At 71.6% G+C, this 12806-nt stretch carries 10 protein-coding genes; 3 read left to right on the top strand and 7 right to left on the bottom strand.

The features are described 5' to 3' along the window. Positions 1-16: 16 nt before the first annotated feature. The 3 genes from dusB (at position 17) to BN1555_RS21655 (ending at position 5774) form a co-directional block, all read left to right on the top strand. Positions 17-1165, top strand: coding sequence for a tRNA dihydrouridine synthase DusB (gene dusB / locus BN1555_RS21645; RefSeq protein ID WP_093800931.1), 1149 nt, complete (start codon positions 17-19; stop codon positions 1163-1165). Between the two features lie 377 nt (positions 1166-1542). Then, positions 1543-4284, top strand: a complete 2742-nt coding sequence (gene ppdK, locus BN1555_RS21650) for a pyruvate, phosphate dikinase (protein ID WP_093800932.1) — start codon at positions 1543-1545, stop codon at positions 4282-4284. A gap of 473 nt (positions 4285-4757) precedes the next feature. Then, positions 4758-5774, top strand: a complete 1017-nt coding sequence (locus BN1555_RS21655; RefSeq protein ID WP_093800933.1) for an ArsR/SmtB family transcription factor — start codon at positions 4758-4760, stop codon at positions 5772-5774. 44 nt (positions 5775-5818) lie between these two features. Here BN1555_RS21655 and BN1555_RS21660 read toward each other — a convergent pair whose 3' ends face one another. The 7 genes from BN1555_RS21660 to BN1555_RS21690 form a co-directional block, all read right to left on the bottom strand. Further along, complete coding sequence (locus BN1555_RS21660) at positions 5819-6976, bottom strand: alkaline phosphatase PhoX (protein ID WP_093800934.1); 1158 nt, start codon at positions 6974-6976, stop codon at positions 5819-5821. Positions 6977-7071: 95 nt separating this feature from the next. After that, complete coding sequence (pcaC, locus tag BN1555_RS21665) at positions 7072-8298, bottom strand: bifunctional 3-oxoadipate enol-lactonase/4-carboxymuconolactone decarboxylase PcaDC (protein WP_093800935.1); 1227 nt, start codon at positions 8296-8298, stop codon at positions 7072-7074. After that, the gene (locus tag BN1555_RS21670) at positions 8291-9835 is read right to left on the bottom strand and encodes a lyase family protein (protein ID WP_093800936.1); all 1545 of its coding nucleotides are present in this window, start codon (positions 9833-9835) and stop codon (positions 8291-8293) included. Before BN1555_RS21670 ends, pcaC begins: the two co-directional genes overlap by 8 nt. Then, complete coding sequence (gene pcaG / locus BN1555_RS21675; RefSeq protein WP_093800937.1) at positions 9822-10391, bottom strand: protocatechuate 3,4-dioxygenase subunit alpha; 570 nt, start codon at positions 10389-10391, stop codon at positions 9822-9824. Before pcaG ends, BN1555_RS21670 begins: the two co-directional genes overlap by 14 nt. Continuing rightward, a complete protein-coding gene (gene pcaH, locus BN1555_RS21680; RefSeq protein WP_093800938.1) occupies positions 10391-11170 on the bottom strand; it encodes a protocatechuate 3,4-dioxygenase subunit beta in 780 nt (259 codons plus the stop codon). The genes pcaG and pcaH overlap by 1 nt, the downstream gene beginning before the upstream one ends. Continuing rightward, complete coding sequence (locus BN1555_RS21685; protein WP_093800939.1) at positions 11167-11952, bottom strand: CoA-transferase subunit beta; 786 nt, start codon at positions 11950-11952, stop codon at positions 11167-11169. Before BN1555_RS21685 ends, pcaH begins: the two co-directional genes overlap by 4 nt. Continuing rightward, positions 11949-12785, bottom strand: a complete 837-nt coding sequence (locus tag BN1555_RS21690; RefSeq protein WP_093800940.1) for a CoA transferase subunit A — start codon at positions 12783-12785, stop codon at positions 11949-11951. Before BN1555_RS21690 ends, BN1555_RS21685 begins: the two co-directional genes overlap by 4 nt. Positions 12786-12806: the final 21 nt, after the last annotated feature.

Here is a 12806-nt window from a genome sequence, read left to right on the forward strand (position 1 = left end):
GCGGGACAATGGGGCCATGACGACCGCCCTCCCCCTGTCCCCCACGCTGTCCATCGGCCCGCACTCCGTGCAGCCGCCGGTGGTGCTCGCCCCCATGGCCGGCATCACCAACGCCCCTTTCCGCACCTTGTGCCGCGAGTTCTCCGGCGGCAAGGGGCTGTTCGTGAGCGAGATGATCACGACGAGGGCGCTGGTCGAGCGCAACGAGAAGACCATGCACCTGATCCACTTCGACGCGGCCGAGACACCTCGGTCCATTCAGCTGTACGGGGTGGACCCGGTCACCGTCGGCAAGGCGGTCCGCATGATCGTGGACGAGGACCTGGCCGATCACATCGATCTGAACTTCGGCTGCCCGGTGCCGAAGGTGACGCGCAAGGGCGGCGGCTCGGCGCTTCCGTACAAGCGGCCGCTGCTGCGGGCGATCCTGAACGAGGCCGTGTCCAACGCGGGCGAGCTGCCCGTGACGATGAAGATGCGCAAGGGCATCAACGACGACCACCTCACCTACCTCGACGCCGGGCGCATAGCGGTCGAGGAGGGCGTCACGGCGATCGCCCTGCACGGGAGGACCGCCGCCCAGCACTACGGCGGTACGGCCGACTGGGACGCCATCGCGCGCCTCAAGGAGCACGTGCCGGAGATCCCGGTGCTCGGGAACGGCGACATCTGGTCGGCGGACGACGCGCTGCGGATGATGCGCGAGACCGGCTGCGACGGCGTGGTCGTCGGGCGCGGTTGCCTGGGGCGGCCGTGGCTGTTCGGGGACCTGGTCGCCGGGTTCGAGGGCACGGGCGCGTACGCCGCTCCGACGCTGCGCGAGGTCGCCGCGGTGATGCGCAGGCACGCGGAACTGCTCGGGGAGTGGATCGGGGACGAGGCACGCGGGGTCATTGACTTCCGTAAGCATGTCGCCTGGTACCTCAAGGGCTTCTCGGTGGGTTCGGAGATGCGTAAGAAGCTTGCAATCTCCTCATCCCTGGATGAAATGGACGCTCACTTGAGCGAGCTCAATCTGGACCAGGCGTGGCCCGAAGGGGCGGACGGGCCGCGGGGCCGTTCGTCCGGCAATGGGCGTGTTGTCCTGCCCGATGGCTGGTTGAAGGACCCGTACGACTGCTCGGGCGTGAGCGTGGAGGCCGAGCTGGACACGTCCGGAGGCTGAGATTCGGGTCTCGTTCGGGTCTCATCTGTGACGTGATTCTCGCCACGCCTGATGTGCTCATTGCTCAGATGAGCACATCAGGTGGGGCTGCACCTCTCAAAAGGTGGCACTGGGTGCCACCTCTTTTTGTTTTGATCGATCAAATCACCCGTCACTCTGTGGTGCCGATGTGCGGGAAGTTCGATGCTCTCCGTGTTGATGTGTAAGACACTTGAATGAATGGGTTGGTCGCTCCGCAGGAGTTGACCACTTTCGATCTGCTGGCGGACGAGTGGTTAAGGCCGCATGACAGTCAGGTGGACGTACCCAGGCACCTTCGATCTGGGTATGTTCCTCGCCGTCAGGGCAGCCACCGCGTCCTCGAGGAGTCGAGACCCGTGTCGGAAAACAAAGAACCCCAGGTAGCCACCGAGCCCCAGGGGCAGAAGTTCGTTTATGACTTCACCGAGGGCAACAGGGACCTCAAGGACCTGCTGGGTGGCAAGGGCGCCAACCTCGCCGAGATGACCAACCTCGGGCTGCCGGTCCCGCCGGGCTTCACCATCACCACCGAGGCCTGCAAGGTCTACCTCGACAGCGGCGAGGCGCCGGACGCCCTGCGCGACGAGGTCAGCGCGCACCTCGAAGCCCTCGAGCGGAAGATGGGCAAGAAGCTCGGCCAGGCCGACAACCCGCTGCTCGTCTCCGTCCGCTCGGGCGCCAAGTTCTCCATGCCCGGCATGATGGACACCGTCCTGAACATCGGGCTCTCCGACAAGTCGGTCACCGGCCTCGCCAAGCAGGCCGGCGGCGACGAGCGCTTCGCGTGGGACTCGTACCGCCGTCTCATCCAGATGTTCGGCAAGACCGTCCTCGGCGTCGACGGCGAGCTCTTCGAGGAGGCGCTGGAGCAGGCCAAGCACGCCAGGAAGGTCACGGTCGACACCGACCTGGAGGCGGCCGACCTCAAGAAGCTGGTCCGCAAGTTCAAGAAGATCGTCTCCGACGAGGCCGGACGCGACTTCCCGCAGGACCCGCGTGAGCAGATGGACCTCGCCATAAACGCGGTCTTCGACTCGTGGAACACCGACCGTGCCAAGCTCTACCGCCGCCAGGAGCGCATCCCCGGCGACCTCGGCACGGCCGTCAACGTGTGCTCCATGGTCTTCGGCAACCTCGGCCCCGACTCCGGCACCGGCGTCGCCTTCACCCGCGACCCCGCCAGCGGCCACCAGGGCGTCTACGGCGACTACCTGCAGAACGCGCAGGGCGAGGACGTCGTCGCCGGCATCCGCAACACCGTGCCGCTCGCCGACCTCGAGCACATCGACAAGGCGTCGTACGACCAGCTCATGCGGATCATGGAGACGCTGGAGACCCACTACAAGGATCTCTGCGACATCGAGTTCACCATCGAGCGCGGCCAGCTGTGGATGCTCCAGACCCGTGTCGGCAAGCGCACCGCCGGCGCCGCCTTCCGCATCGCGACGCAGCTCGTCGACCAGGGCCTCATCGACGAGGCCGAGGCGCTCCAGCGCGTCAACGGCGCCCAGCTCGCACAGCTGATGTTCCCGCGCTTCGACGAGGAGGCGAAGACCGAGAAGCTCGGCCGCGGCATCGCCGCCTCCCCGGGCGCGGCGGTCGGCAAGGCGGTCTTCGACTCGTACACGGCCGTCAAGTGGTCGCGTTCCGGCGAGAAGGTCATCCTCATCCGCCGTGAGACGAACCCGGACGACCTCGACGGCATGATCGCCGCCGAGGGCATCCTGACCTCGCGCGGCGGCAAGACCTCGCACGCCGCCGTCGTCGCCCGCGGCATGGGCAAGACCTGTGTCTGCGGCGCGGAGGAGATCGAGGTCGACACCAAGCGCCGCCGGATGACGGCCCCGGGCGGGATCGTCGTCGAGGAGGGCGACGTCGTATCCATCGACGGCTCCACCGGCAAGGTGTACCTCGGTGAGGTGCCCGTCGTGCCGTCCCCGGTCGTCGAGTACTTCGAGGGCCGCATGCACGCGGGCGCCGACGACGCCGACGAACTGGTCGCCGCCGTGCACCGGATCATGGCGTACGCCGACCGGGTGCGCCGTCTGCGCGTGCGCGCCAACGCCGACAACGCCGAGGACGCCCTGCGCGCCCGCCGCTTCGGGGCCCAGGGCATCGGCCTGTGCCGCACCGAGCACATGTTCCTCGGTGAGCGCCGCGAGCTCGTCGAGCGGCTGATCCTGGCCGACACGGACGACGAGCGCGAGCAGGCGCTGGACGCGCTGCTGCCGCTCCAGAAGGCCGACTTCATCGAGCTGTTCGAGTCGATGGACGGTCTGCCCGTGACGGTGCGGCTGCTCGACCCGCCGCTGCACGAGTTCCTCCCCGACATCACCGAGCTGTCGGTGCGCGTCGCCCTCGCCGAGTCCCGCAAGGACGCGAACGAGAACGACCTGCGCCTGCTCCAGGCCGTGCACAAGCTGCACGAGCAGAACCCGATGCTGGGTCTGCGCGGTGTACGGCTGGGCCTGGTCATCCCGGGTCTGTTCGCGATGCAGGTCCGCGCCATCGCCGAGGCGGCCGCCCACCGCAAGAACGCCAAGGGCGACCCGCGCGCGGAGATCATGATTCCGCTCGTCGGCACGGTCCAGGAGCTGGAGATCGTCCGCGAGGAGGCCGACCAGGTCATCGCCGAGGTCGAGGCGGCCACCGGCACGAAGCTGAAGCTGACCATCGGCACGATGATCGAGCTCCCGCGCGCCGCGCTGACCGCCGGCCAGATCGCCGAGGCCGCGCAGTTCTTCTCCTTCGGTACGAACGACCTCACCCAGACCGTGTGGGGCTTCTCCCGCGACGACGTCGAGGCGAGCTTCTTCACGGCGTACCTGGAGAAGGGCATCTTCGGGGTCTCCCCGTTCGAGACGATCGACCGGGACGGCGTCGGCTCGCTGGTGCGGTCGGCCGTCGAGGCCGGACGCGCCACGCGCCCCGACCTGAAGCTCGGCGTCTGCGGCGAGCACGGCGGTGACCCGGAGTCGGTGCACTTCTTCCACGAGGTGGGGCTGGACTACGTGTCCTGCTCGCCCTTCCGGATCCCGGTGGCGCGCCTGGAGGCGGGCCGCGCGGCGGCCCAGTCCACGGGCAGCGACTCGCGCTAGCGGGACCACCGGAGCTCCCGTCGGTCCACCCCAACCCTCGAACGGACCGGCAACGGCTCCGGCGCAACAAAGAAGCGGCGGCACCTCGTGCGGAGGTGCCGCCGCTCTGTTGTGCCGACGACGGAAAGTTCAGGAAACAACAGAAAGCAACAGCAGGTGAATTCCGCCATTCTTCGCTGAAAGCAGGGCAGGATGCGGTCGCCGGATCCCCACCCGCCGACCGCATCCTGATACCCCGCCGGACAACGAACTGCTTCCTTCGCCGACCGCCGCCAGACCCGGCGAAGCCCCCCACGGCCTTCGCTGTGCCTTTCCGGTGACTCCGGTGTCGTGCCCGACGGGGAACAGCATTTCGTTCGGCGCGGGGGGCGCGCGATGCGTTTCAACTGTGGCTGAAAGGCCGTGGTGACGGCGTGTGATGGCATGCATACTCGACTGCGGGGGCGATTGCGGATGCAACAGATGGGGCTTCGGTGCTGCGTGTTCATTTCTCCGGTGTTGACTTGTCGAGGGTTCGGCTGTCCGACCGGCCGGACGCGTTATGGGAAACAGTCCTCAGTTTTCACAGATTAAGAGACCGGCGCGGTGCCAAGGTGTTCGGAGAATGGCGCAGGGAATCGCGGACTCGGTTGAATGGTGAAACACGGATGCTGGCCTCCGTGATACCGAACAGGGGTTATTTCCCGGATTTCCTGACACCCCGTGAGGGGGTGCGCGGCATGGACGCGGGACTCGAAGCGCTACGGGCCACCGCCTCCGACCGGCTGCGCGCCGAACTGGCCCTGCTGACCGCCTCGCACCGACCGGACCGTACGGCTCCGCCAGGCCGTGCGGCATCGGCACGGCACGGCGTCGCCCCGCTCGCCGGGCGCCGGGGCGACGCCCTCGGCCGGCTCGCCGGAGCCCTGCGCGGCTACCACCGCGCCGCCGTCGAGCCGTACTGGCCGCACATCCGGGCCCGTGTGGAAGCCGACCGGGCGGCCCGGGGCCGCGCGCTGCTCGACGGCGGCGCGGACGAGCTCCTCGCCTCGCTCCCACCGATGCTGCGCTGGCGTCCGCCGGTCCTGGAGGCCGACTATCCGGTCGACCGGGACCTGCATCTGCGGGGCCGGGGTCTGCTGCTCCAGCCCTCGTTCTTCTGCCGCGGCACCCCGGTCGTCTACCGCGACCCGAACCTGCCGCCCGTCCTGGTCTACCCGGTGACCCACGCCGAGGCCCCGGCCCCTTCGGACGACCCGGGCCCGCCCCTGGGCCGCCTGGTCGGCCAGACCCGCTCGGCGGTCCTCGCGGCCATCGGCGGCGGCTGTACGACGAGCGAGCTGGCCCGCAGGGCCGGGGTGTCGCTCGCCTCGGCGAGCCAGCACGCGTGCGTCCTGCGCGAGGCGGGCCTCGTCGTCACCCTGCGCCACGGGAACGCGGTCCTGCACACCCTGACGCCACTGGGCGCCGCCCTCCTGCGGGGCGGCGCCACGGCGGAAGCACTGCGGTGACACGGGGGCCGGCCGCACGGGGGCGGCCGGCCCGTCCGGGGCCGTCAGCTGCGGAAGGGGCCCGTCACCTCGTACGTGATGCCGCCCGAGGAGCTGCCGCTGGTGCCGCGCTGGCTGGAGAAGTACAGGCGCTTGCCGTCCGGTGAGAACGCCGGGCCCGTGATCTCCGAACCCGACTGCCCGTCGATCCGCAGGAAGGGCGCGACGACGTCGTCCGGGGTGATCACGCAGATCTCCATGGTGCCGCCGTCCTCCGCGACGAACAGGTCGCCGGAGGACGTGCCGGTGACGTTGTCGACGCCCGTCAGCGGGGCGGTGCCGCTCACCAGCGAGTCGTCGTAGGCGAGCTGGATGGTCTGCGCCGCCGCGTTGTACTGCCAGACGCGGTTGTCGCCCTTGGTGGTGAACCAGCAGGTGTCGTCGGCGTAGTAGCAGCCCTCGCCGCCCGTGAAGCGCTTGGCGCCCGAGACCTGGTTGCGGGTGGCGGTCGTGGCGCCGCTCGGGTCCGGGACGGTGGCCCAGGTGACCGGTCCGGACGTGCCCGAGCCCATCTTCAGGACTTCGAGCCTGCCTGCCGACAGGTCGCCCCAGGTGGTGGGCGTGAAGCGGTAGAAGCAGCCGTCGGTGACGTCCTCGGTGAGGTAGATCGTCCTGCGTACGGGGTCGGCCGCGGCGGCCTCGTGCTTGAAGCGGCCCATCGCGTCACGGCGCACGGCGGCCTTCACGCCCCACGGGTCGGTCTCGTAGACGTACCCGCGGTCGACCTCCTCGCAGGACAGCCAGGTGTTCCACGGGGTCGTGCCGCCCGCGCAGTTCTGGCGGGTGGAGGACAGGATGCGGTACGCGCCGGTGATCGCGCCCGTCGAGGAGAAGCGGACCGCGCCCGCGCCGCCGGAGGGGTTGATCTCGGAGTTGGAGACGTAGATCCAGCCGGTGCCGTCCGCGTAGCAGGCGCCGCCGTCCGGCGCGTTGTGCCAGGTGTACGCGGTGGAACCGACCTTCTGGCCGGAGCGGGCGATGACGCGGCTGGTGAAGCCGGACGGCAGGCGCAGGCCGTTGGCGTCGGGGGAGCGCAGCGCCCCGTAGGGGCCGGTGCCGGGCTGCGCGGGGTCGGCGTACGCGGCGCCGCGCCAGAGGGTGCCGCCGAAGGCGGCGACGGAGGTGCCGATGACAGCGCCGCGCAGGAAGCTACGACGTTCCATGTGTCACTCCAGGGTGGGGTGGTACCGGGACTGTGACCTCGGAACGTAAGGCTCTCGAATTGACAGTGCATCAACAACCGGTGAGCGGGAGGTGATCAGTCGTCGGAGTCGGAGCCCGAGTCGGGGCCCGAGTCGGGGCCGGGGCCGGAGGTGCGGTCGAGGCCGTCGAAGACGCCCTGCGCCACCGCGAACGCCGAGTTCGCCGCCGGGACTCCGCAGTACACCGCCGTCTGGAGCAGGACCTCGCCGATTTCTTCCCTGGTCAGGCCGTTGGTCAGCGCGGCCCGTACATGCATCGCCAGCTCCGCCTCGTGGCCGCGGGCGACGAGTGCGGTGAGCGTGACGCAGCTGCGGGTGCGCCGGTCCAGGATATCGCTGGTCCAGATCTCGCCCCAGGCGTACCGCGTGATGAAGTCCTGGAAGCGGGCCGTGAACGGCGTCGTACGGTCGGTCGCGCGGTCCACGTGGGCCGGCCCCAGGACCGCCCTGCGGACCCGCGTGCCCGCCGCGTGGCGGGACGCGTCGGTGGCCGCGGGCGGCGGGTCCGGGGCGAAGTGGGCGAGCAGGGCGGCGGTCACCGCCTCCGGCTTCTCCACGCCCGCCAGATGGGCCGCGCCGGCGACTTCCAGCAGACTCGCCCCCGGGATCGCGTCGGCGATCTCGCGGGCGTGCGCGGGCGGCGTGGCCGGGTCGTCGCGGCCGGCGACGACCAGGGTCGGTGCGGTGACCGTGGGGAGCGCGTCGCGCAGGTCGTACGCCGCGAGGGCGTCGCAGCAGGCGGCGTAACCGGCCGGGTCGGCGGCCCGCAGGTCGTCGATGAGGGCGCGGGCGATCGGCGCCGAGGCGAAGGCGGGCGCGAACCAGGTGCCCGGGCGGCTCGCCACCATGGCCCCGGTGCCCCGGGTGCGTACGAGGCCGGCGCGTTCGTGCCACGCGGCGGGGTCGCCGAACCGCGCCGACGAACAGACCACGGCGAGGGAGGAGATCCGCTCGGGGCGGTGCGTCGCCAGGTGGAGCCCGACGGCGCCGCCGATGGAGACACCGGCGTACGCGAACGACGTCCAGCCCTGTGCGTCGGCCGCCCGCAGCACGAGCGCCGCGAGGTCGGCGACGGTCGCGGTGCCGTCCAGCGGGATCAGGCCGGCGGGGGTGGAGCCGTGGCCCGGGAGATCCCAGCGCAGGACGCGGTGGGTGCGGGCCAGGGCGGCGAGCTGGGGCTCCCAGACGGCGAGGGAGGTGCCCAGGGAGGGGCCGAGGATCAGCGGAGTGCCGGACTCCGGGCCGTCCAGGCGCAGGTGGGGAAGGGCGTGGGTGTCAGGCACGGGGGTGCTCCGGCTTTCGTTCCAGGGCGCGGTCCACCAGGGCCGCCGCGGAACCGGTGTAGTGCGTGGGGTCGGTGAGTTCGGCCGGCTGGTCCGCGGGGAGAGCGCCCGAGAGGGCCTCGGCCAGGGAGATGCCTTCCGCGGCTGTGCGCCGTGCGGCCTCGGTGAGGAGTTGCCTGGCGCGGGCCCGGCCGAGGACGGGGGCCAGGGCCGCGGCGATGCGTTCGCTGACGATCAGGCCGTGGGTGAGGCCGAGGTTCTCGCGCATGCGGCGGGGGTGGACGCGGAGGTTCTCCGTCAGTTCGGCCGCGTGGGCGGCCGCGCCGCCGGCCAGGCGCAGGAGCTCGCGCAGGGGCTGCCATTCGGCGTGCCAGGCGCCCGCGGGGCGCTCGTCCCCGGCGGACGCGAAGGAGGCGAGGATCGTGGAGACCAGGGCCGGGGCCTGCTGGGCGGCGGAGGCGATCAGGGTGGAGTGGACCGGGTTGGCCTTGTGGGGCATGGCCGAGGAGCCGCCGCCGGTGCCTTCGGAGAGCTCGGCGATTTCGGTGCGGGAGAGGGTGAGGACGTCCGTGGCCAGTTTGCCGAGGGCGGCGCAGGTGAAGGCGAGGGCGGTGGCGAGGTCGGCGACGGGGGTGCGGAGGGTGTGCCAGGGGAGGGTGGGCGCCGCGAGGTTCAGTTCGGCGGCGTAGGCGGTGAGGAGGGTCAGGGCGGGGTCGGCTCCGGGGTCGGGGACGGGCTCGGGCAGGGGGGCTTCGGGGCCGGGGAGGAGGTCGGTGGTGGGTGCGGGGGCTTCGGGGTCGGCGCCGTGCCGGGGCGTCTCCTCGGGCGCCGAACGTTCGGGCACGGGGGTTTCTTCGGGGTGGTCGCGTCCGGTGCCCTGCGGGGAGCGCCCCGGCGCGTCCCCTCCCGGCACCGTGAAGGCGTCACCGGCGGCCGTTTGGCCGAAGGCAGCCAGCGTGCCCGCCGCTCCGCCGAGTTGTGCGGGGAGGGAGAGGGCTCGCAGGCGGGCGTGTGCGTCGAGGGCGAGGCTTCGCCAGCCCGCCGCTTTCAGGCCGAAGGTGGTGGGGACCGCGTGCTGGGTCAGGGTGCGGCCCGGCATGGGGGTGTCCCGGTGTTCCGCCGCGAGGGTGGCGAGGGCCGCCGCCGTGCGGACCAGGTCGGCCGTGATGAGGGGGAGCGTGCGGGTGGCGACCAGCATCATCGCCGTGTCGACGATGTCCTGGCTCGTGGCCCCCCGGTGCACGTATGGAGCCGCTTCCGGGCCCGCCGCCGCCGTCAGGTCGGCCACCAGCGGGATCACCGGGTTGCCGCCGGACCTGGCCTGCAGTGCCAGGTCGCGTACGTCGAAACGGTCGGCCCGCGCCGCCGCCGTGACCGCCTCGCCCGCCCAGACGGGGCCCTGCGCCCGGGCCAGGGCCGCCTCCGCGTCCAGCATCGCCTGGAGGAGGGCCACGTCACCGGTCGCCGCTTCCGCCGCCGTTCCCGCTCGTACGGGGGAGAGGAGGCCGTGGTCGGGAGAGGTCTCAGCCGAAGTCAAGGAAGACCGTCTCTTCCTCGCCCTGGAGGCGGATGTCGAAGCGGTGGGTGCGGTGGCGGTCCGGTTCGGGCAGGGCGATCAGTGTCGCGCGGCGCTCGGGAGCCAGCGAGGTGAGCAGCGCGTCCGGTCCGTCCGCCAGGTACGCGCGGGTGAAGAGGTGGTGGGTCAGGCCGCGCGCGAACACGCACACGCTGATGTACGGGACGCGGGAAGGGGCGCCCGGGGGGAGGGTGTGGACGGTGTAGTGGCCGTCCGCGTCCGTCGGGACCCGGCCGAAGCCCGTGAAGTCCACGCCGTTGCGGCCGAGGAAACCGCCGGTCACCGGGTCCCGGCGCATCGATCCCGGAGCACCGGCCGACGAACCGTCCGGTCCCGCCTGCCAGAACTCGACGATCGCGTCCGGGACCGGTTCCCCGGCGCCGTCGTAGACGTACCCGTGCAGCGTCAGCGCGTCGGGATGTCCCGCGGGGGCGATGTCGCCGCCCCCCGGGAACGGCAGGGCGTATCCGTAGAAGGGGCCGACGGTGTGCGAAGGGGTGGGCGGCAGGGACGGCATCAGCGGCCTTCCTCGATCCAGGTGGCGGACGGGCCGTCGAGGACGATGTCCCAGCGGTAGCCCAGCGACTGTTCGGGGCGGGAGAGGGAGTGGTCGTACGCGGCGACGAGCCGGGCGCGCGCCGCCTCGTCCGTCACCGACTGGAGGATCGGGTCGTACGCGAAGAGCGGGTCGCCCGGGAAGTACATCTGGGTGACCAGGCGCTGCGTGAAGGCCGAGCCGAAGAGCGAGAAGTGGATGTGGGCGGGGCGCCACGCGTTCTCGTGGTTGCGCCACGGGTAGGCGCCCGGCTTGATGGTGGTGAAGCTGTACGAGCCGTCGTCGCCCGTCAGGACCCGTCCCACGCCCGTGAAGTTGGGGTCCAGGGGCGCCGGGTGCTGGTCGCGCTGGTGGGCGTACCGGCCGGAGGCGTTGGCCTGCCACAGCTCGACGAGCTGGCCGCGCACCGGCCGGCCCGTGCTGTCGAGCAGCCGCCCGGAGACGGTGATGCGCTCGCCGAGCGGCTCGCCCGCGTGCTGCCGGGTCAGGTCGTGGTCGAGTTCGGTGACGTCGGTGTGGCCGAAGACGGGGCCGGAGAGCTCGACGGTCTCGGGGTCCTTGTCGACGGCCACCAGCGGCTGCTTCGGGTGGCGCAGGAGGCTGCTGCGGTACGGGGGGAAGTCGCGCGGCGGGTGGTGCGCGGCCGGGGCCCCGGCCGCGCGGGCCTTCTCGTAACCGGCTCGGATCCCGGCGAGCTCGCCGTCGATGTCGGACTGCGTGAGAGGGGGCGGCGGTGTCATCGGGTGTCGTCCTTTCCTGCGGACTTGAGGGCGCGCAGCGCGGCCAGTTCGGCGGGTGACGGGGGCTCGGTGACCCCGACCGTGCCGGCGGTCCTCAGCTCCCAGCCGGTGGCGGCCCGTACCTGTTCGACGGTGACGCCGGGATGCAGTTCGGTGAGGACGAGCTCGGCGGTGGCCGGGTCGGGGCGCAGGACCCCGAGGTCGGTGATGACGGCGACCGGGCCCGCGCCCGGCATGCCCAGCTCCTTGCGGTCGCCGGGGCCGGAGCCGTGGCCGAGCGTGGTGACGAAGTCGAGCCTGCGCACGAAGTTGCGGGTGGAGTGGCGCAGCACCATCAGCACCTTGCCGCAGTTCGACGCGATCTCGGGTGCGCCGCCCGCGCCCGGGAGGCGGCCCTCCGGCTTGTCGGGGCCCCGGTCCACGACCGTCGTGTTGATGTTGGCGAAACGGTCGACCTGGGCCGCGCCGAGGAAACCGACGTCGATCCGGCCGCCCTGGAGCCAGTAGTTGAACATCTCGGGCACGGGCACCACCGCGTCGGCGGTCTCGGCCAGTTCGCCGTCGCCGATGGAGAGCGGCAGCCGGGTCGGCTTGGAGCCGATCGTTCCGGATTCGTAGATCAGCACGAGACCGGGGTTGACGGTGTGGCGGGCGAGGTTGGCGGCGGTGGACGGCAGTCCGATGCCGACGAAGCAGGTCCGCGCCCCGGCCAGCGCGCGGGCGGCGTTGACCTCCATCAGCTCGTCGCGGGTGAAGCCGGTGAAGTCGTCGGTCGTCGTCATCGGACGGCAGCCCCTTCGGTTCGTACGGTGTCGGTTCGCACGTGCGTGTCCAGCCACTGCGCGAACGTGTCGCGGTCCCGGGCGATCGGGTCCCACGCCTGGTAGAAGGCGTTGTCGCGCACGGTGTACCCGGTGGCGTACGACGGGTGGGCGCCGCCCGGCACCACCGCGACCGCGTCGACGACCCAGGTCGGCAGGACCACGCCGCCGGGCCGGGGCGTCAGCTCGTCGACGATCTCCTCGACCGTCACCAGCACCCGGTCGGCGGCCAGCGCCGCCTCCTTCTGCACACCGGTCAGGCCCCACAGCTGGACGTTGCCGTCGCGGTCGGCCTGCTGGGCGTGGATGACCGTGACGTCGGGGTTGAGCGCGGCGACGGCGGCCAGCTCCTCGCCGGTGAACGGGCAGGTGACGGAGGAGACCGTGTCCGTACGGGTGGCGAGGTCGGAGCCGCGGTAACCGCGCAGTACGGCGAACGGCAGGCGTGAGGCACCCGCGACGTAACGGTTGGCCATGCCGGCGTGGCTGTGCTCGTCGAGCTCCAGGGGGCGGGGCCAGCCGTTCTCGACGGCGTCGCGGAAGCGGTGCAGGGAGCCGACGCCCGGGTTGCCGCCCCAGGAGAAGATCAGCTTCTTCACCAGACCGGCGCCGATCAGCTGGTCGTAGATGACGTCCGGAGTCATCCGGGCGAGGGTCAGGTCGGTGATGCCCTGGCGGACGACCTCGTGCGCCGCGGCGTACGGGATCAGGTGGGTGAAGCCCTCCATGGCGAGGGTGTCCCCGTCGTGGATGAGGTCCGCCACGGCGTCGTGCAGGCTGCGTATGTCGGCCATCGTCACTCCGCGAGTTGTTCA

The organism is Streptomyces sp. Wb2n-11, from assembly GCF_001049855.1.
Lineage (GTDB): Bacteria > Actinomycetota > Actinomycetes > Streptomycetales > Streptomycetaceae > Streptomyces > Streptomyces altiplanensis.